At 65.3% G+C, this 20,259-nt stretch carries 13 protein-coding genes; all 13 read right to left on the reverse strand.

Translation table 11 applies throughout. From position 1 onward, the window contains the following. Positions 1-98: 98 nt before the first annotated feature. The gene (locus TMZ1T_RS15120) at positions 99-3,101 is read right to left on the reverse strand and encodes a type I restriction endonuclease subunit R (protein ID WP_012585828.1); all 3,003 of its coding nucleotides are present in this window, start codon (positions 3,099-3,101) and stop codon (positions 99-101) included. Continuing rightward, a complete protein-coding gene (locus TMZ1T_RS21610; protein ID WP_315968366.1) occupies positions 3,102-3,452 on the reverse strand; it encodes a restriction endonuclease subunit S domain-containing protein in 351 nt (116 codons plus the stop codon). Positions 3,453-3,932: 480 nt separating this feature from the next. Then, on the reverse strand, positions 3,933-5,051 hold the full coding sequence (locus tag TMZ1T_RS15125) for an ISAs1-like element ISTha1 family transposase (protein ID WP_004265615.1): 1,119 nt from the start codon (positions 5,049-5,051) through the stop codon (positions 3,933-3,935). Positions 5,052-5,165: 114 nt separating this feature from the next. Next, positions 5,166-5,591 (reverse strand): restriction endonuclease subunit S domain-containing protein, encoded by a 426-nt coding sequence (locus TMZ1T_RS15130; protein ID WP_012585829.1) that lies wholly within the window; start codon positions 5,589-5,591, stop codon positions 5,166-5,168. Then, positions 5,584-7,470, reverse strand: a complete 1,887-nt coding sequence (locus TMZ1T_RS15135) for an ATP-binding protein (RefSeq protein ID WP_315968371.1) — start codon at positions 7,468-7,470, stop codon at positions 5,584-5,586. Before TMZ1T_RS15135 ends, TMZ1T_RS15130 begins: the two co-directional genes overlap by 8 nt. Continuing rightward, positions 7,412-8,938 carry a type I restriction-modification system subunit M gene (locus TMZ1T_RS15140; RefSeq protein WP_012585831.1) on the reverse strand — a complete coding sequence of 509 codons (1,527 nt, stop codon included), beginning with the start codon at positions 8,936-8,938 and terminating at the stop codon, positions 7,412-7,414. The genes TMZ1T_RS15135 and TMZ1T_RS15140 overlap by 59 nt, the downstream gene beginning before the upstream one ends. Beyond that, on the reverse strand, positions 8,935-10,431 hold the full coding sequence (locus TMZ1T_RS15145) for a type I restriction-modification system subunit M (protein WP_012585832.1): 1,497 nt from the start codon (positions 10,429-10,431) through the stop codon (positions 8,935-8,937). Before TMZ1T_RS15145 ends, TMZ1T_RS15140 begins: the two co-directional genes overlap by 4 nt. Before the next feature lie 64 nt (positions 10,432-10,495). After that, entirely contained in the window at positions 10,496-12,106 is a 1,611-nt protein-coding gene (locus TMZ1T_RS21180) for a UvrD-helicase domain-containing protein (protein WP_049766916.1), read from the reverse strand. Between the two features lie 104 nt (positions 12,107-12,210). Then, positions 12,211-12,423, reverse strand: a complete 213-nt coding sequence (locus TMZ1T_RS15155; protein WP_004359146.1) for a hypothetical protein — start codon at positions 12,421-12,423, stop codon at positions 12,211-12,213. Further along, positions 12,420-13,178 carry an IS21-like element helper ATPase IstB gene (istB, locus tag TMZ1T_RS15160; protein WP_011254920.1) on the reverse strand — a complete coding sequence of 253 codons (759 nt, stop codon included), beginning with the start codon at positions 13,176-13,178 and terminating at the stop codon, positions 12,420-12,422. The genes TMZ1T_RS15155 and istB overlap by 4 nt, the downstream gene beginning before the upstream one ends. Then, positions 13,165-14,655 carry an IS21 family transposase gene (gene istA, locus TMZ1T_RS15165; protein ID WP_012585351.1) on the reverse strand — a complete coding sequence of 497 codons (1,491 nt, stop codon included), beginning with the start codon at positions 14,653-14,655 and terminating at the stop codon, positions 13,165-13,167. Before istA ends, istB begins: the two co-directional genes overlap by 14 nt. Before the next feature lie 748 nt (positions 14,656-15,403). Beyond that, positions 15,404-18,994, reverse strand: coding sequence for a RecQ family ATP-dependent DNA helicase (locus TMZ1T_RS15170; protein WP_261788970.1), 3,591 nt, complete (start codon positions 18,992-18,994; stop codon positions 15,404-15,406). Between the two features lie 497 nt (positions 18,995-19,491). Further along, positions 19,492-20,244, reverse strand: coding sequence for a hypothetical protein (locus TMZ1T_RS15175; protein ID WP_041589887.1), 753 nt, complete (start codon positions 20,242-20,244; stop codon positions 19,492-19,494). Positions 20,245-20,259 lie beyond the last annotated feature (15 nt).

Genomic DNA, 20,259 nt, shown 5'->3' on the forward strand with positions numbered 1-20,259 from the left:
GCTGGCGCGCGTTGTCAATCCGGGGTGTAACGGGCGGCAGAAGGCTGAAATGGGTCTGCGTGGTCATGTGTCGTTTTGCCCGTTGATGCTCGGGTCGCTCAGTAATACTGCCGGATATAACTGAACGCCTTCTCGAACAGCTCTTCGTCCGCGTGCAGCTTGTACTTGAACAAGGCCTTCCGCAGCGCCTTCTTCACCTCCCGTTCCCCCGCCTGCGTCCCCTGCCATCCCGGGAAGCGCACCAGGCGCACGATCTCGTCGATGTCCGTCACCACGCGCTCGACGATGATCGGCGTCTCGGGGGTCTTCACCTCGTTGAATAGCGCGGTCAGCGCGGCCTTGCCGCGGTCCTCGTCTTCCTCGGGAGGGGTCTCCCTTTCAGCCTGCAGGGTTTCCTTGGCGATCTGCAGCAGCTGCTTGAGGAAGTCGACGCTGTTGATCTGGCCGGACTCGAAGCGCTCCTTGAGCGCATCCAGCCGCTCGGATAGATCCTTGAACTTCGGATTGCCCTGGTGCTTGCGCAGCCGGCGGTTGAGCTTGATCTCGAGTTCCTTCGCCTTCTTCGGGTCAGGGTTCGACAGCACGGCCTCGAGCAGGTCGGCGTCGAGCACCAAGGTGTCGAGGTCGTCGCGGATGGCGTCGACATGCACGTTCTGGTGGATCAGCTCGATGGTCTTGGCGCCGAGCGAATGCCAGATCAGCTTGCCGTGGCCGCTCGACGGCTGCACCGACTGGTAGATCTGCGACAGCCACTTGTAGTCGGTCTCGTACTGTCCAAGCAGCGGGTCGGGCGACAGTGCTTCCCAGATGCGCGCGAGCACGCTGTATTCCGCGGCGAAGGCGTCGCGGGTGTCGTTGTTCGGCAGGCACTGCTGGGCGGCGATCAAGCCTTCGTAGCCTTGCTGGCTGCGGTCGACGCCGGGGAAAAAGGCGAGGCATTTCTGCATTGCCTCGGGCAGCTTGTCCTTCAGCTCCTGGATGTTGCTGATGACCTGCTTCACGCTCTGGTCGTCGAACTCCAGGGCGGCAGCCACGTCGTCGAAGATGCCCAGGTAATCGACGACGAGGCCGTGCGTCTTCTGCTCGGAATAGGTGCGGTTCACCCGGCAGATCGCCTGCAGCAGCGTGTGGTCGCGCAGCGGCTTGTCGAGGTAAATCGCCTGCAGGATGGGGGCGTCGAAGCCGGTGAGCAGCTTGGCGGTGACGATGATCAGCTTGAGCGGGTCGGCCGGGTCGCGAAAGCGGTCGAGCAGGCGCTCTTCCTCGTCGCGGCTACGGTCGTAGCGGGCGTATTCGGGACGCTCCTTGCGGTCGCCCGGCTGCACCGACATGACGATGTCGGTCGCCTCGGTGGGCAGCAGCTTGTCGAGCTCGGCCTTGAACAGCAGGCAGGACTCGCGATCGAAGGTGACGACCTGGCCCTTGAAGCCGTTGGGCTCGACCTTGCTCTGGTAGTGCTGGACGATGTCCTCGCAGATGCGGCGGATGCGCTCGGGCGTCTTCACCAGCACCGCCATCTTGGCGGCGGTCTTGGCGAGGTTGTCGCGGTCGAGGTCGGACAGGCCGCCGGTCAGGTCCTTGTAGGCCTCGTCGATCGCGGCCTTGTCGATGTGCAGGTCCACCAGCCGCGGCTCGAAGTGCAACCGCAGCGTGGCGCCGTCGCGGATCGACTCCTCGAAGCCGTAGCGGCTCAGGTAGCCCTTCTCGTCCTCGTCGGCGCCGAAGGCGTAGAAGGTGTTGCGGTCGGCGCGGTTGATCGGGGTGCCGGTGAGGCCGAACAGGAAGGCATTGGGCAGCGCCTCGCGCATCTTGCGGCCGAGGTCGCCTTCCTGGGTGCGGTGCGCCTCGTCGACCAGGGCGATGATGTTGCTGCGCTCGTTCAGCGCCCCGGCTTTCCCGTTTGGCGTTTCGCCGAACTTGAAGATCGTCGTGATGATGATCTTGCGCACGTCCTGCGCCAGCAGTTGCTGCAGCTTCTCGCGCGAGTCGGCCTTTTCCAGGTTGGGGATGTCGGCGCCGGTGAAGGTGCCGGTGATCTGGGTATCAAGGTCGATGCGGTCCACCACGATCAGCACCGTGGGGTTCTTCAGCCGCGGGTGCATGCGCAGCTTCTGCGCCGCGAACACCATCAGCAGCGACTTGCCCGAACCCTGGAAGTGCCAGATCAGGCCCTTCTTCGGCTGGCCCGCCAGCACGCGCTCGACGATCTTGTTGGCCGCCTCGTATTGCTGGTAGCGGCAGATGATCTTGATGCGGCGCTTCTTCTTGTCGGTGGCGAACAGCGTGAAGCTGGCGAGGATGTCGAGCACCACCTGCGGACGCAGCATGCTCTCCACCGACTGCCGCAGCGACTTGAGCGGATGCGTCTGGCCGCGCGCATCGTCCGCCTCGCCATCCAGGTTCCACGGCCCCCAGTCCTTCACCGGCAGGCCGATCGAGCCGTAGCGGAACTCCTTGCCCTCGGTCGCCACCGAGAACACGTTGCACACGAACAGCTCGGGGACGAACTTCTCGTAGTCCTCATGCACCTGCAGCGCGCCGTCGACCCAGCTGATGCACTTCTTCACCGGCGTCTTGGCCTCGATCAACACCAGCGGCAAGCCATTGACCAGCAGCACCAGGTCGGCGCGGCGCTCTGCGGGGCCAGCGCGGAAGGTGAATTGACGGGTGAGGACGAATTCGTTGCGCCCCAGGTCGTCGAAGTCGATCAACCGCACCGGCACATGCTCGTTGTTCGGCCCGAACGGCATCGAGCGTTCGCCGCGCATCCAGGCGGCCATTTCCTCGTTGGCGCGGATCAGGCCGTCGGAACGCACCGACAGCACGATGGCGCGCAGCTTGTAGAGGACTTCGTCGGCCAGATCGGGCCGGGCCGCGATTTCGGGGTTGAGGCGGATGAGGGCGTCGCGCAGCCAGGGTTCGACGAGGAGCTCATGCGGCTGGCGGGGGATGTCGGCGGGGGCTGCGAAGTGCCAACCAGTGCGCCTTGGCTTGCGGAGGTAGTTGGGAGAGGGCTCTTCGGCCTTATTAGCGAGGGGGTTGCCTAAGTCCGCCAGGAGGTCGGACAGGTAGGCCTCGACGGTGTTGGATTCAGTGAACATCTAACCTCCATCCAGCGCCGTTGCCGCAGCTTTTCTCGCAAAACTACGCGCCGTCTCGAGTCGTTCCAACTGCGCATTCATAGCTTTCCTGAGCGTACCCAGAGTTGCCAGAAACACTCGCTGGTCCTCAAGCGGTGGCACCCTCAGTGGCATATTGAGCAGATTGGCGCGATTTATCTTCTTCATGCTCGCGCTCGTTCCTGCAGCAATCCTCATGAGATATTCCCGTGCGGGAGTCGCTTGCATCAATGCTTCGAGGTAGCGAGGATCGATCAGGAAAGGGTTCGGCTTCAACCGCATCATTGTGTCGGGGAAAGAAACGTCATTTCGTTCGTCAGTGAAGATCCCCACGTATCCGACACGATCTGCTGTATTCGATCGAGATATCAGGAGGTCGCCGACAGCAAGCCTCGCAGCGAGCATTCTGCTGGTCGGCTCAACTGATTTGAAGTCTCCCGACACGTATCCGGTGCGGGACAATGATGCCAAGCCCAACACAAAGTGGCCGGTAACTGCGTCCCGCGGTGGCGCACTGCATCCACTCTCTGGAGACTGAAGCAACAGGCCGCTCAATAGGCAACTCTCTGACTTGCCGGGCCCTGCTCTGCCAACCAGAGTGTCTTTGTACGCTTGGAGGACATGCCTTGCGGCGTTAAGTGCATCTTCCGAACGCCGGGTACTTTCCGCGCACGCGTTGAGTAATTCAACTATTGCACCCTGAGCATCAAGTGGTGGTAGAGCAAAGTCCTGTACCGCTAAAGTCCTCCAGTTGATCGTCGGCGACAGCGACCCAACCGAGATCTCCACCGCCCGCAGGGCCTCCGCACTCGCCTAGCATATCGCCCGGATCCCCAGCATGCGCTCCCGCACCCCGTCATCCCACGCCGCCCCCTTGCGCTTGAGCCGAAGGCTGCTCTTGCGCGTGTCGGTCTTGTCGGCACGGATGATGTTGAGCGCGATCTTGCGCAGCAGCGAAAGGTTCTGCGGCGCGTTGTCCTTGGCCACCGTGCTGGCGTCCTCGCTGAAGCTGACATCGAGGATCCAATGAAGCCGGTTCTCCACACCCCAATGCGCACGTATCGCTGCGGCCAGTTGCTCGGCGCTCAGTGCGCGCGAACTGATGTAGTAACGCCGCTCGAGATCGGATTGCTTGTCGCCGACCACCCGCATCGAGTCGATGCGCCCGATCGTCACGCACTTGGGCCAGTCGGCCAGATCGACGATGCCCTTGGCCGAGAGCACCGAGGCGATCTGCCCGACGGTGCGGCCGTGGCCGCGCTCGACCAGCGAACTGCGGTCGACCGACTCGACGCCGTGCTGATCGATGAAGGCGGTCTCGATCGCTTCGAGCAGCTTGGGCTGGTTGCCCTTGACCATCAGCAGGTAGTCGCCTTTCTTCGCAACGATCTGTTTGGCAATGCTTTTCTGGCAGCCCATGGCGTCGATCGTGACCAGCAGCCCCTTGATCGAGAGCGCCTCCAGCAACTCCGGAATCGCGGTGATCTCGTTGCTCTTGGCGGCGACCTTCTCCTGGCCGAGCACCAGTCCCAACTCGGTGGCGAAGGCGCTGACCATGTGGATCGCGCTCTCGCCGCCGCTGCCCGAGCCGCGCACGGTCTTGCCGTCAATTGCGATCGTGCCGGCGAGGCCCGCATCGTCGCTGAGCGCACCGACCACGCCGCCCACCCAGCGCCGGAACATGTTCTCGAACTGCTTCGGATCGAGCGCACGCAGGATCCGCAGGAACGTCTCTTCGGACGGGATGCCGTTCTTGAGCACGAGGAAGCGGCGCAGCCACGCCTCCTTGGTGCGCGCCCAGAAGGTGATGTCCTCGACCGTGTCGCAGTCCGAGAGCACAGCGGCGATCAGGATCACCAGGATCTCCCGGAAGTCGTGCAAGGTGCCGTTGCTCGGCTTGCGCGGATCATCGATTTCGTCCAGATAGCTCATCAGGGAACCCCTTTGCGTCGCACTCACGCTCTTCGCCCAAAAGGCGAGAGTAGACGTGATTTTCGAAGGGTCCACAAGATGGCTGCATAAGGTGTTGAATGTGAACGAAGATTTTCAGGTGGCTATGCGATCAGGAAAAATGCATTCCGAGTGCGGAGACCCTGCCACCGCCCGATTCATGAACACGTCGCTCTGCATGAAAAACGGCAGGAACTCCGGCAACACGACGTCAGGCTTCGCCCGCAGCACCATGGCATGCGCCGAACAGATGCCATCGAACTCCGCTACCCCGAGCTTGCGCTGATACGCCCGGCGGCGCCCGAAGATGATGTCACCCTTGCGGAAGACGAGCTTGGTCGCCTCGACGTCGTCCGGACTACCCCAGCGCCGGATCTTCAGCGAATCGGAATCGAGGTGCTCGAGGCCGACGTAATGCTCCATGCCGGATTCGGAAGGGTTGTCGACCCGCTCGTTGACGTTGGTGGCGATCTGGTCAAAGCGCCACACCTTCCAGCCGGGCTTCAGTTGCTTCTCAGCCATTGTTCCTGTCCTCCGCGCCGGCGGCGACATAGGCCTGGTGCGGGTGTTTAGCGCTTTCGGGGTAGCGAAAGCGCAGCTGCCCCTCTCGCACCATTGGAATCAGGTGCTTGTTGCGCAAGTAGTGCCGGTCTTTGTTCAGAAAACTTGCAAGCTGGTCCACGCCCAAAGCCTGCCATGCGCACAGGCGCACAATGCCTCCACGCAAGGCTTCCGTGCTGACGCGGCCCTGTAGGGTTGCAAGCAAGGTTGCAAGCTCGAGAGGCAAGGTTGCATGCTTTGGGTTGCAAGCCTCCCCTGCTGGCGCACTTGAGCTTGGGTGGATTGCAAGCGGCGTGGGGATTGTTGGGCTGGCCAGTTCGTAATACGTGTGGCTGCCGCCTCCATGTTTTTCCAGCAAACCCTTGTCTCGCAGGCGGCGCAGCACGCGGCTGGCGGTCAGCGTGTCCAGCCCGCTGAAGTCGCGGCACGCCGTGTTGTCCACCGCACCGGTGGCGCGAGCGTAAATCAGCACCTTGGTTTCGTCGGCATCCAGCGGCTCGCTGCTCAGCGAGCGCAGCCAGGCGTGGTCGTCCTCGGTGAGCAGGTTGTGCAGGAAAAGCGTGACGCGGAACTCGTCCGACTCGCGGCTGGAGTGAAACTCGGGCAGCGTCAGTCCCGCCTCGGCGGCCAGCCTGCGCATGCTGCGGATGCCGGTGCCTTTGGCTTCGGCCAGGTTCAAGTCGTGGAGCACGGCGGACAGGGTGGGGTTGCGCAGCCGTGAGCCCGGAATGCCAAGCTCGGCCACGGGCTTGAGCGAGTGGCCGACGTTGCGGATCTCGATGCGGTTGCTGTAGCGGATGATCTGGATCGGGCTGTGCTGCGTGTAGCTGCGGTGCATCACCGCATTGGCCAGCGCCTCGCGGATCACCTTGCGCGGGACGATCGGCTCCTGGACGCTGTGCAGTTCGCCCTCGGGCAGATGAAAACCCTTGGGCAGCTCGTCGATGATGCTGGCTTCGGCCAGGGGCAGCGCCAGCAGCAGCGGCTTGCGGATCTCGATGGACTGGAAGCGCTCGTGCGGGTCCTCCATCCACTCGATGCCCGGCACGCGGATGTAGTCGATCTTGACCATCGGCAGCATGCGGCGCAGCGCCATCGGTTTGCCGAACAGCAGGATGCCGGCCAACGTGGGGCGCGGCTCGCCATCGACGCGGCGCACCGCGCCGAGCGCCTCGAGCAGATCGTCGTCACCGTAACCGAGCTCCTCGGCGCTGGCGTTCAAGCGGCTGCGCACGCGGCGGTATTCGGCCAGCGCGGCGGGGTCGAAATCGTCCAGGCGTGCATCGGTGAGAATGCTCTGGTCCGGCCCCTTCTGCGGGCGGGTGTCGCCGCGCAGCACCCACAGATCCTCGTCGGTGCAGCGCTGGTCGGTCGATCCGATGCGGCGGAAGGCTCCGCGCGGCAGGCCGGTGGCCTTGAGATAGACCGGCTTGTGCCCGCTATCCACCTCGGCCACATACACCACGACCAGGGTCTTGCCGTCGATACGCTCGACGCTGATTTCCGGACGCAATGGAAAACTGAGCATGCTCGCGCATTGCGAGGCCAGATCCTGCTGCAGCTTGTCGGGGTCGGGCACACCCTCGGGGCGATAAACGGTGTCGCCCTTGTCGTTGATCGACCAATCGACGCCGAGCAGCAAGTGGCCGCCGTCCATGCCGGGCTCGTTGGCAAAGGCGATGACGGTCTCCAGCACCGACTTGCCGACCTCCCGCGCACGCTTGGCCTCGATGCGCGGCGACTCGTCGCTGGCATTGAGCTCGTCGAGCAGTTCCTGCGCGCTACGCATCGCTTGCCTCCTTCGCCACGCCGAGCCCGTCCAGCGTCTCGACCAGCGCATCCATCTGCTGCCAGAACGCCCGCCCGCTCTCCTGCCAGGCGTCCCAGGCCTCGGCGAGGCTGGCCGGCTGGTCGCCGCCGGCCGCCGCGGCGGCGGCACTGGCCGACGGGCGCTTCACGTACAGCGGAATCGACAGATTGCCGGCGTTCTTGTGCAGTTCGGCGAGCGTCGCCACCCGGGCAAAGCCGGGCGCGTCGGCGAAGGCCTTGAAGGCACCGAGGATGCGCTGCTGGTGCTCGGGCTTGAGGAAGCTCTGCGCGCGCTCGCGCGTGACCTCGCCCACCGCGTCGATGAACAGCACCCTGCCCTGGCGTTCGGCCGGCTTGCGCCGGTTGCAGATCAGGATGCAGGACTCCATGGGGGAGTTGTAGAACAGGTTGGGACCGAGGCCGACGACCGCCTCCACCCAGTCCTGCTCGATCATCTTGCTGCGCATGGCCTGTTCCTCGTTGCGGAACAGCACGCCGTGCGGCCACAGGATGGCGCAGCGACCGCGGTCGGACAGGCTGCCGAGGATGTGCTGCTGGAAGGCGTAGTCCGCCCGCCCCTGCGGCGGGGTGCCGAGGAAGTTGCGGCCCCACTTGTCCTGCGTCCACGCCTCGCGGTCCCACTGTTTGATGGAGTACGGCGGGTTGGCGAGGATGACGTCGAAGCGGCGCAGCCGGTCACCTTCGATGTGGCGCGGCTCGGCGAGGGTGTCGCCGCGGATGATCTGAAAGTCCTCGACGCCGTGCAGGAAGAGGTTCATGCGCGCGATCGACGAGGTGATCAGGTTGCGCTCCTGGCCGTAGAGCTTGAGCGTGCGGTATTCGCCGCCCGAGCGCTTCACCTCGTCCAGCGCGGAGATCAGCATGCCGCCGGTGCCGCAGGTGGGGTCGTAGATGGACTCGTCCGCCTGCGGGGCGAGAAGCTGCGTCATCAGGTGGACGACGGTGCGGTTGGTGTAGAACTCGGCCGCGGTGTGGCCGGAGTCGTCGGCGAACTTCTTGATGAGGTATTCGTAGGCGTTGCCGAGCTCGTCCTCGGGCACGTTGGCGACCGAGAGCGTCTGCGTGGAGAAGTGCTCGATAAGGTTCTTGAGCGTTTCGTCGGGCAGGCGCTCGCGATTGGTCCACGGCGCGTCGCCGAAAATGCCGTCGAGCAGGTCCGGGTTGGCAGACTCGATCGCCCGCATCGCCTGCTGGATGGCGGCGCCGACGTTGCGCGGCGTCTGGCGCACGTCGTTCCAGTGCGCGCCCGCGGGGATCTGGAAGCGATGGTTCTCGGCGAATTTGGCATAGGACAGGTCGCCATCGGACTCGGCCAGCGCGACCTCGTACTCCTCGTCCCAGACGTCGGAGACCCGCTTGAAGAACAGCAGCGGGAAGATGAACTGCTTGTAGTCGCCGGCGTCGATCAGCCCGCGCAGCAACACGGCCGCGCCCCAGAGGTAGCTTTCGAGTTCTTGCTGGGTGATGCGCCTGCTCATTTCAGCCAGCCCCCTTCCGCCATGACCTGGGCGAGGCGCTCTTCGGCCTCGCGGCAGCGCTGGAGCGCGTCCTTGAAGGCGGCGATCGCCTCGGGCAGCGGCGGGATGTCTTCCTGCAGCGGCGGCAGCACGTAGCGCGAGATGTTGAGTGTCCAGTCCTCGGCCTCGATCTCGTCGAGTGCGACGACCCGCACCGCGTCCTGCACGTCCTGGAAGTCGCGATACCAGCCGAGGATCTGCGCGGCGTGCTCGGCTTCAAGATAGTTCTGCGCCCTGCCCCGCCGGAAGAGGCGAGAGGCGTCGGCGACCAACACCTTGCGCCGGCGCGCGGCGGGCTTCTTCTTGCGCAGCACCAGGATGCACGCGGCCAGACCGGTGCCGTAGAACAGGTTGGGCGCCAGACCGATCACCGCTTCGATGAGGTCGAGCTTGAGCAGCTTCTGGCGGATGCCGCCTTCGGCGCTTTTGCGGAACAGCGCGCCTTGCGGCAGCACGACCGCCATGCGGCCGGTGCCGTCGGCCATGGACTTGACCATGTGCTGCACCCAGGCGAAATCACCGCTCGAAGAGGGCGGCAGGCCGGCGAAGTTGCGGCCGAAGGGGTCGTTGAGCCAAAGATCCTCGCCCCACTTCTCCAACGAGAACGGCGGGTTGGCGATGACGCAGTCGAAGGCGGAAAGGCGGTCGCCATCGAAGAAGGCGGGGTTGCGCAGCGTGTCGCCGCGCACGATCTTGAAGTCCTCGATGCCGTGCAGGAAGAGGTTCATCCGCGCGATGGACGAGGTGGTGAGGTTTTTCTCCTGCCCGTAGAGCTTGCCCCACAGGCGCTTCACGTCGCCGTGCATCTCCTGCACGTGCTGCACCGCGGCCAGCAGCATGCCGCCGGTGCCGCAGGCAGGGTCGTAGATGGTCTCGCCTTCGCGCGGGTCGAGCATGTCGATCATCAGCCGCACCACGCTGCGAGGCGTATAGAACTCGCCGGCCTTCTTGTTCGTGGCGTCTGCGAACTTCTTGATCAGGTATTCGTATGCGTCGCCGAGCAGGTCGGACGTGACGTTGCCGTTGCCGAGCGGCAGCTTCGAGAAGTGCTCGATGAGATCCTTGAGCAGCGCATCGGACAAGCGCTCCTTGTTCGACCACTGGGCATCGCCGAACACGCCATAGAGCGTGTCGGGGTTGGCCTTCTCGATCTCGCGCATCGCGTGCTGCAGCGCCGCGCCGACGTTGGCAGCCTTGGCGCGGACATCGTTCCAGTGGCAATCCTCGGGGATCTGGAAGCGGTGCGACTCGGGGAACCACGCGAGCTGCTCGTCGCCCGTCTCGTCGACGATCTCCTGATACTCCTCATCCCAGACGTCGCAGATGCGCTTGAAGAAGAGCAGCGGAAAGATGTAGGTCTTGAAATCGGCCGCGTCGACCGGCCCGCGGAGGATGTTGGCCGACTCCCAGAGGTGCGATTCGAGCTGGGCGAGCGTGATGCTGGGTTGATGCAAGGCACGTACTCGCAGGTGGAAAACTGGGCTGGATTATCGCAGATGAGACGCGCACAGCAGGGGGTCAGGCCTTCTGGCTGCCGCGCAACCGCGGAACGACGACCTCCCACTGCTCGCACCTGACCGCATCCATGTACGCGGGCTCGGTTTCCTCCTTGTATCGCACGACGATGCCGGCGACCTCGCACCTCTCGGGCTCGAGCGCCAGCTTGAAGGCCTTTGCAGTGCGTCCGACCATGTTGCCGCGAAGGTCGAGGAGCACGTAGCGATCACCGTCGGCGCGCAACGCCAGCGGATCGCCGGGCTCGAGCCGGCTGATCGCCTCATGCACCGATGCACCGGGACGCTGCCGGCCGGCAAAGCCGATGTCGACATCGCCGAGGCTCAGCAACTGATACTGCACGTCCAGCGCTGGGTCATGATCGCCTTCAAAACGGCGGTGCTGCGTAGCGGCGCTGAGCGTCGTGACGAATGCGTTGCCGGGCTCGAAGTCGCACAGCGTCAACGTTTCCTCCGCCCGTGTCATGCCTACGTAGTAGAGCCTGCGGGCCTCTTCCATCTGCTCGGCCGACGCCTCCCAGTTTCCATCCAGCACGGCGACGTGGCGGAACTCGAGCCCCTTTGCCGAGTGCACCGTGCCGAGGAACAGCCCCGGGCGCGGCTGCTGCCGAATCTCGCGGGCGTAGTCGTAGAGCCAGTCGACCATCGTTCCCGGCGCAAGAAGGCAATCGCCATACTCGCTGCCGAGTTGCTCAAGCGCGGTCGCGAAGAAATCCCGCCAGACCGGATCCGCGGTCAGCTCGCTGGCGTGCTGCGCTAGCGCCGCAGCAGCGAGCGAAGGCACGGCAAGGGCACGCAGATGCGCGACCAGGCGGACGAAGGGACGCTGCCGGGTGAGCGGCAAGCCGTTCTGCTTGTCCGCCGCAAGGAAATACGGAATGCCTTTGCGCTCGCACAAGGCCTGCACCGGCCACAGGTAGCGGTGACTGCGCGCCAGCACTGCCACACCCTGCCAGTGATCCCGCACCTCCAGTGCCCGGAGCCGGTCCAACTCTGCGATTACAGCCTGGGCCTGGAGGTTGCCGCAGTTGCGGTCCGCCCCCGGAATGCGAAGCCGGAGCACGCTGCCGCGCCGCTCGGGATCGAGCGCTTCCCACGCGCCGCCCGCCGGCCCGGTCGCACGCGCCGGATCGATGCGGATGGGATGCTGCACCTTGAGCCGCGAGGCATTCTGGCCAATCAGGTGATTTGCGGCGCCGATGATGGCCCGGCTGGAACGGTAGTTCTCGACCAGATAGCTGATCTGCGCGTCGTATTCTTCGCAGAAACGTGCGATGTGGCGGTTGCTGCCGCCCCGCCATTGATAGATGTTCTGGTCGTCGTCACCGACGGCGAGGATGCACAGGTCACCCTCCTGTTCGTCGTGCCGCCCGGCGAGCGCGCTGACGAGCCGGTACTGGCGGTCGTCGATGTCCTGGTATTCGTCCACCAGAATGTAGCGATAGCCCTGCAACAGACGCTCGCGCAGATCGTCCTCGCCTTCGACCGATGCACGGCCTTCCAGCAGTTCCGCAGCGCGGTCGAGAACGGCATCCAGCTCGCCCTCTTCCACCTTGTCGCGGCGATCGAAACTGGTGCCGGTCAGCCGTGTTGCCGGCTCCCTGATTCCGCACAAATCTGGCGTCGTTAAACGGCGTCGTCGAGTGGGCGCCGGCGGCGCCGTAAACGGCACGAGGGCCGCGCGCGTCGGCCCTCGTTGTGCTGGGGGGCGGGGCTCGATCAGAACGACGGATCGTCGAACGGCAGCTCGGCCTGCGTGAGGCGGTCCTGGCGGTAGTGCTCGAACAGGGCGAGCTCGTAGTGCGCCCAGATGCGCTCGCGCAGATCGTCGAGCAGCTCGATCACGGCCCGGGCCTGCTCGGGCGTCCAGTCGGCGTCGATGAGCAGGTCCAGACCGCGCAGCAGCCCGGACGGCGGGTGGTCGGTCTTCATGCGGGACTCCGTGCGGATTTGCGTTTGCGGGCGTTGGTGGCGGCGCGCTCCTGGGCTTCCTTGTGGCGCCAGGACGGGCCCTTGAGGGCGATGATCTCGGCGTGATGGACCAGGCGGTCGATGAGCGCGACCACGCAGGCGGCGTTGGGGAACACCTCGGACCATTCGGCAAAGGACTTGTTGGTGGTGATGAGGGTGCTCTTTTTCTCGTGGCGACGGCTGATGAGCTCGAAGAGCAGATCGGCGTGGCGGTTCGAGTAGGAGAGGTAGCCGACCTCGTCGATCACCAGAAGCGTGGGGCTGGCGTAGTGGCGCAGGCGGCGGCGCAGCGCCGAGTCGGAGTCGAGCGCGGCGAGCTCGCCCAGGAGTTGGCCGGCGGTGGTGAAGAGCACGGTGTGCCCGCGCAGCACCGCCTGGTGGGCGATGTTCTGCGCGATGGTGGTCTTGCCGAGCCCGGAGGGGCCGACCAGCAAGGCGTTGGTGGCGGTCTCGAGGAAGCCGAGCGTCATCAGCTCTGCGATGGCGGCCTGGTCGCACTGCTCGGGCCAGCGCCAGTCGAAGTCGGCCAGCGGCTTGAAGCGGCCGATGTGCGCGCAGCGCAGCCGGCGCTCGAGTGAGCGTCGGGCGCGCTCGGTCTCCTCCCACTCGATGAGCGGGGCGATCCACGGGGCCTGGGCGCACTCGGCCCAGTGGCTCACCACGCCGTGCAGTTGCAGCGCGCGGGCGCGCGCGAGCAGCGGTTCAGGCGTCGTCATGGTCGTCCTCCAGCAGGCGGTCGTAGCCGGCCAAGGGGTGGGCGCGCACGGTGACGTCGCGCGTCTTCAGATGCGCGGGTAGCGGCACGCCCAGCGGCGGGGGCGCCTCGCGCCGGCGCTCGAGCGCCAGGCGTACCGCGTTGGGATGCGGCACGCCGCGCGCGAGTGCTTCGTCGACGGCGACGGCCAGTTCGCCCGCCCCGTAGCGATCGAGCAGGTCGGTGAGCGCACGCGTGGTGCGCCCGAGCGGCTCACCGCGCTCGGCGGCCTGGGCGAGCAGCGCCTGGCAGGCCGGCACGGCCGCCGTCAGGCGGTCGGTGGCGCGGTGGGCGCGGGCCGCGTGCTTGTGCGCGACGAGCGCCTCGAGGTGCGCGGCACACTCGATCTGCTGGCGGCGGTCGTAGCTGCGCGCGTGGGTGGCGATGACGTCCTCGCCGTCGAGGATGCGCACCCGCAGCGGGTCGGCGCACACGGTGAGGGGGCGCTGCACATGGGTGTGGGGGATCGAGTAGTCGTTCAGATCGAAGCGCACGTACGGAGTCTTGCCCGCCGACACCGCGCGCAGCTCATCGGTCGGGAACGGCGCCTCGGGCAGCGCGAGCAAGCGCTCGCGCTCGGCCGCGAAGGCCTCGGTCACCGTCATCGAGGCGTCCTCGGGGCAGCGCCGCGCGCCGGCGGCGCCCTCGCACCAGGCCTGGGCCTGCGCGTTGAGGTCGTCCAGATCGGCGAAGGCGCATCCGGCGAAGAAGGCCTCGCGCACGTAGCGGATCGCGCGCTCGACGCGCCCCTTCTCGTTGCCACGCGCCACCGCCACCGGGCGCGGCTCGAAGCGGTAGTGGCCGGCGAGCGCGAGCAGGGTCGGGTGGAAGCGGATCGCGTTGCCGCAACGCTCGAGCACCGCGCTCTTCAGATTGTCGTAGAGGGCGATGCGCGGCACCGCGCCCCAGCACTCGAAGGCGCCGACATGGCCGCGCAGGAAGTTCTCCATGCGCGCATCGAGGAAGAAGCGCAGATAGATCTGGCGCGACCACGACAGCACCATGACGAAGGCCATCAGCGGACGGCGTGCGCGCCCGATCGTCAGGTGCCCGAAGTGCCCCCAGTCGACCTGGGCCTGCTCGCCGGGCAGGGTGCGTAGCCGCAGGTAGGCCTCGGCGCTCGGGCGCGGGCGGTGGCGGGCGATCAGGTGGCGGAAGTGATCGGGGCGCCCGGGGTAACCGCGTGCGCGCACCATGTCGTAGAGCCGCGCGGCCGTAAGGCGCGGAAACTGCGCGAGCGTCTCGTGGAGGAAGGGCAGATAGGGGTCGATCGCCGAGGCGCGCTGCACGGGGCCGTGCCGGGGCAGGCCGGCCTGGGCGAGCACGCGCGCGACGGTGTCGCGGTGCAGCCCGAGCTGCACGGCGATGGTGCCGATGCGCCAGCGCTCGGCGTGGTAGTAGCGCAGGATCTGCGCTTCGTGTTCAGGGGACAGGGCCATGGCGGGGCGGACTCCGTTCGGATCGCGGACAGGGGCGCCGAACCGGGGAGTGCAGGAAGTCCTGACGCACGAACGGGGACAGCACACGGTGGCACAGGTGGCACTGCCCGCTCGCGGACGGTACGGACTCGGGCACGGTCGGCGCGGTCCTTACTTCAACAGGCGGGGCCGGCGGCGGGGAACCCTGATGCGTCACTTCCTGGCGTCGCGCGCGGTAGCGGCGCTGGCGTTGCGCGTGCGCCAGGCGCCCCGCAAAGCTCGCCTGGTAGCGCGTGCCGGCTGCCCGCAGCGAGGCCGCGCGGGCACGCTGGGCGCAGCCGGCGGCGCAATAGCGCTGCCCCCGATCACAGTGGCTGCAGATCAGCACTGCCGCGCGGCACGCGGCACAGAGATAGCGTCGTCCGGTCGACTCCATGGGCCTTGAGGCCCGTGGGAGACTCGACGCCAGCGCCCACTTCGTGAAAGACTACGGGCGCAACGACCGCGCAGCCTTGCGCGGGTGCGGGGCGCGACACTGGGGATGACTTGGCGGTTTGAGCCGGTGTCGCGCCTGCGTTGCCACAGGCCGAGCCCGATTGTGCGCGCATCGGCCACTCGGGTGCCAAACGCCCTCCCTCCCGATTGCACGAACACCCCGCCCGCCATCGGCGCGCCGGGGTCAGGGGCGTTTCCCAGTCGCCCTACGGGCGCCTTCCAACGCCCCTGACCCCATCAAGCAAACAGCCGCTATCCGCTCACCAGATCAAGGTCATGCTGTGCCGTGCCGGCGGTGGACGCCGGATTTGTGCGGGAATCGACCGCCGTTAACAAGCCGCATGGCCATGGCGTGATAGGTGAGCACAGTGATCCCGATCGCATCGTTGCCGACCAAGGCAAACAGGCGCTTGCGGATCTCGTTGGCCGCATGCCGGTTGAAGGTGAGCGCGATGATCGCCGCGGCCGGCACGCGCCGCACACGCAACAGGTAAGCGATGCGATGCACTACGACCCGCGTCTTGCCTGAACCCGGGCCGGCGAGCACGAGCCGGTTCTGGTCCCGGTGGTCCGTGACGATGGCCTTCTGCGTGGCGTTCAGCGCGTCGATGATCGCCTTCCACGAGCCCTCGCTGGTGGCAAGCTGCAGGATCTCTTCCTTGCCCGGAAAGTAGTGGCGCAGGAAATCGTCCTTGCTGCGGGTGAAGTAATGCATGACCAGCCGCAAGGCGTCGGCCATCTCCCTGAGCGCGATCTCGGCGTATTCGCGCATCACATGCACCTGGATGCGGCGCTCCCGGTAGTGCTCGTCCAGGCGCTGGAAGTCGTCCTTCACATAGCGCTGGCCCTGCTTGTCCGGGTTGATGTCGATCGTCATCGCCCGCCGCATCACGGTCATGCCGTGGTTGAGAGTCAGCACCTCCTGGTGGTGCAGGTAGAGCAGCACGTGCTCCAGCGCCTTGAGACGCTGTTCCGGCTTGATCGTGGTGGACAGTTCCAGGTCCGCTGCGAGGAGATGCTGAAGCTCGCCAAAGGTGGTCTGCACCAGCAAGTCCTTGCCGCGCTGCCCGGGTGGCAACTTGCCGAACAGGAAGGGCAGCACCGCCGCGGCGATGCGCCGCCGCTTGTCGCCCAGCCCCTCGACCTGCGACCAGCTGTATCCGCCGCGGATGCGCAGCTTGAGATGGTCGCGGTTGACCTGCCGGAGCTCGAAGCTGCTGCGCTGCTGGCTGTCGCCGTCGCGATCGAGCGCGAGACTGTGAAGCAGGCGGGAGACATGCAGGGGCAGCAGCTCGGCCTGGCCACAGCACTCGCGCAGGGCAGCCGTCAGCGGCGGCAGGTTGACGTCCTGCCACGACCCGTCGTCCGCGTCCGGCGCGAGCTCGCGCAAGACCTTGAACAGCGCCGCCTCCAGCGCCAGGCAGCGCTGCAGGCGCTCGCTCGACGCCCCGGCAATCCCGTGACGCAGGTAAAGCGTAAGCTGAGAATCGTTCTCCAGCAGGCCAAGCGCCTCGAGCTGCCTGAGCGCAGCGCTGACCTCCTCGTTCGTCTGCCCGGTCAGCAACATCAACTGGTCGGTATTGATGCGCTCGTCTGCGTCGGCTGAATACAGGTAGCGCAGGATCGCGCGGAATTCCTCGAGACGCCGGTGAGGCAGGCGGGCGTTGTCGAGCCGCTTTGCCGCCTCTTCCTCAGTCAGGCACAGCTTGGCGGGAAAAACCTTCGTGTGGTTCTCTTGTCGCCGTAGAAACTGCCCACGCTCCAGCCAGGCGATGGCGGTAACGACTTTGGTTTCCGCATCCCGGTCATCCGACTCGAAGCTGGTTTGGACGGTCTCGTCCTGCAAAATTTCGCCCGCGGTGATCACCACCTGTCCGCCCTTGCGCTTGGCGGCTTCGAATCGGAGCTTCTTCAGGATCTGCTGGATGTCCTTATAGCTCAGCCGTGAACGCTCGCTGAGCCCAAACTGGGTTTCGATGTCCTGCGGGTCGTAAAGCAAGACGCAACGGGCATCGTCCTGGTCCCGCCCGGCACGGCCTGCTTCCTGAAGGTAGTTTTCCAAGGAGCCGGGGATATCAGCGTGGACGACCAGGCGCACATCCGGCTTGTCCACGCCCATACCGAAGGCGTTGGTGGCGACGATCACGCGCAGCTCGCCACGAATGAAAGCGTCCTGGATGTCCTTCTTCTCGTGTGGCTGCAGTCCAGCGTGAAAATGCCTGCAGGTCCAGTTCTGCCCGATGAGGAAATCGGCCAACTCTTCCGCCTTCTTGCGGCTGGCGACGAACACCACGGCACCGCCCTCACGCCCCTCGAGTTCGTCGCGGAGCAAGTCGTGGGTGCGCGCAAACTTCTCGCCGGCCGCTACCGGAAAGACCTCGAAATGCAGGTTCGGGCGCTCGGGCGTGCCGATGAAGGACTTGAAGCGAACGCCCAACTCATCGAGGAAATGCTTGCGGATATCGTCCAGCACATCCTGCTTGGCGGTGGCGGTGAAGCACCCGATCGGGGCGAGCTCACCCTCGCCGGTGAACTCACGGATGAAACGCGCCGCGTAAAGGTAGTCCGGTCGGAAATCGTTGCCCCACTTCGACAGGCAGTGCGCCTCATCGAAGATCCAGGCACCGATCTGCCGATTGGCGATCGCTTTGCGAAAAGCGTTGTTTCGGAACTGCTCGGGCGACACCAGCAGCATGCCCACATCGCCCAACTGGATCTTCTCCAGCACGTCGGCCCGCTCGGGCATGGTCAACAAGCCGTTCAATGCGGCCGCACACTGGACGTTGCGCGCGAGCAGGCCGTCCACCTGATCTTTCATCAGCGACTGCAGCGGCGAGATGATCACTGTGAGGCTGCCGTTGCGGTGATAGCGATTCAGCGCCGGCAGTTGATAGCAGATCGACTTGCCGCCACCGGTGGCAAGCACGGCCAACACCGGCTCGCTTCGCATGCCGGCCAGGACGATGTCGTGCTGCATGCTGCGGCCTTCCGCCTCGTAGCGAAAATCGTCGAAGCCAAAGTAGCGCTTGAGTTCCCGCCGGGGGTCGTGCGTCGTGCGGCAGTAGGTGCAGCCGGGGTCGTCGCAAGGCCGATCGCGCAACTCGGCGATCAGCTGCCCCACCGCCGGGAACTGGTGGCGCACCCAAGGGGCGAGCACCGAATTACCACCCGACACCCGCAGCCATGCCAGCACGTAGGCGATCGGCCAATGCAGTTCGGGCCGTCGCAGATCGTCCTCTAGCAGACCTGTCAGCCGGGTGCGGCAGACCTTGAGTTCGCGCTCGAGCGCGGGGTCGGTCTCCGCCAGCAAGGCCGGCAGGCGACAGGCGACCTCCGCCAGCGACAAGGGAGCGCGCCGCGTGAGCGCAAACAGGAAATTACCCAGCCCCGCTCCGGTGCGCGGCGCGATCAAGGCCTGGTAGCACAGCAACTCCTCGGGATTCGCCTCGAACAGCTTGTCGAAACCGTTCTGCTGGTCGGCGAACAGCGTCAGTGTCGAGCGGCAGTCGGACAGCGGCGAGTTCAGGCTGTCGCGGATCAGCTTGTAGTCCTTGATCAGCCGGTGGTAGGGGTTCTGCGGAAAGGCGAGCGGCGACAGGTGCAGTGTGTCGATCACCGGAAGCTGCAGCAGCGCAGAGTTGGGCGCAACCTCGCGCAACACGGGCAAGTCATGAGCCAACACATTGTGCCCGAGCACGAAGCTCGCCCCCGCGGACATCGCATCGAGGCGGACGAGCGCCGCACGAAGCCCCGCGCCGGTATTCAGCTCGAGCGTTTCACCGGTATCCGGTCGCAATGCTCCGATCTTGATGATCTGCTGCCGGCCACCGTCTGCTTGCGGAACAGTCTCAAGATCGAAGATCAAGCACTTTGGCTGGAGGGTTTGCGGTGTCTGCGCCATCCGGAAATCTGTCGCTTGCTGCGTTTGGCCAACGCGACCTGAATGAGGTCGTCAAGCACGCAGCAGACGACAAACCGACTGCAGGAAGGGACGGAAGACCACTGCGGCGTAGTCCGCATGATAGCGGCACGGCTTTGCTATGCACTTGGCAATGGCACTACCCGGCACAACTTTGCCACACTGACTCAGCAAAAACCTGCCATACAAAGCAAAACAGCGCATCACACTGCAAAGTGTAATGTGCCGTTAAGCATTTCCTGGCACGAAATCAAGCATAAAGTGGCCAAGAACTACCGAACTCACGACCACAAACAGCCCGAAAAGCGGCCTACGGACGCCTCTTCCAGCCGTCCGCGACCGCCGGGAAAGCATATCTTGGCCAAACAGCACGAAATAAAGCAATTCGTGACCAAAAAAATCTCTTGGAACCGCAGGCACTTTTTGCTGCATCCGCCAGCGGCCTACCAGTAGCCGGGCCGCTTGGGCTCTGGCGCATCCAGAATGACGTCAGAAACCAGCACCAAGGGGTCCAGCCAGTCGGCCTTTGCCCGCGCCCAGGCAAGCCAGTCGGCCTGCTCAGCCGAAGGCCCACCCACTGCACGAAGTTGCCTTTCCTTCGCATCAGCAAAGGCACGAAGCTTTGCTGCTCGCTCCCAGTTCGCTGCATCGGCCTCAAGCGCCTCGAAGCGAGCGACTTCATCGGCATGGCGGGTCGTGAGGAACTCATAGCGCTCCACTGCGAGGCGGTAGGCCTCCTTGCGGCGTGCCTCCTCTTGCTCTTTGGCATGGATGTCCCTCGCCAGGACGATGACGCCACCGACGACCTCCCCGAGGCGACTTTCTAGCTGCGTTCTCGGTGTGTCGTTCCATTTGCGGGATGGCCAGCGCCCTACCTCTATCGTCAGGGTGCCTGTCGGAGTGTAGTCATGTTGTGGGATGCTTGGATAACTTGCAGCGTGGTCCCAGCGCGACCGATCCCAGTACCGCTTCCGGGCACGCTCCTCCGCAGGCGTAACCACATGCACACTGCGCTTGACGTGCTCGCTGATGGCGAAGGCCATCTTCGTACCGGTCTCCAACCACTTGACCCAGGTGGCCCCTTTTTCGGCATCGATTTCGAAGGAGAAGCCCTCTTTCTCGAGCGCCTTGATGAGCGCATCCGTCAGTGCAAGTGCTCGGTCGAGGGCGTCCTTGGTCACGGAAAGGTTGAGCACTTCCTTCGGGGCCGA

Source organism: Thauera aminoaromatica (assembly GCF_000021765.1).
Classification (GTDB): domain Bacteria; phylum Pseudomonadota; class Gammaproteobacteria; order Burkholderiales; family Rhodocyclaceae; genus Thauera; species Thauera aminoaromatica.

What these genes read in the sequence shown, in the direction of transcription:
- TMZ1T_RS15120 (WP_012585828.1), bottom strand. Translation starts at nt 3,101, where the DNA reads ATGTTCACTGAATCCAACACCGTCGAGGCCTACCTGTCCGACCTCCTG.
- TMZ1T_RS15125 (WP_004265615.1), bottom strand. Translation starts at nt 5,051, where the DNA reads ATGAGCTATCTGGACGAAATCGATGATCCGCGCAAGCCGAGCAACGGC.
- TMZ1T_RS15130 (WP_012585829.1), bottom strand. Translation starts at nt 5,591, where the DNA reads ATGGCTGAGAAGCAACTGAAGCCCGGCTGGAAGGTGTGGCGCTTTGAC.
- TMZ1T_RS15135 (WP_315968371.1), bottom strand. Translation starts at nt 7,470, where the DNA reads ATGCGCTGGTCGAGACGCTGGACGGGCTCGGCGTGGCGAAGGAGGCAA.
- TMZ1T_RS15140 (WP_012585831.1), bottom strand. Translation starts at nt 8,938, where the DNA reads ATGAGCAGGCGCATCACCCAGCAAGAACTCGAAAGCTACCTCTGGGGC.
- TMZ1T_RS15155 (WP_004359146.1), bottom strand. Translation starts at nt 12,423, where the DNA reads ATGAAGACCGACCACCCGCCGTCCGGGCTGCTGCGCGGTCTGGACCTG.
- istB (WP_011254920.1), bottom strand. Translation starts at nt 13,178, where the DNA reads ATGACGACGCCTGAACCGCTGCTCGCGCGCGCCCGCGCGCTGCAACTG.
- istA (WP_012585351.1), bottom strand. Translation starts at nt 14,655, where the DNA reads ATGGCCCTGTCCCCTGAACACGAAGCGCAGATCCTGCGCTACTACCAC.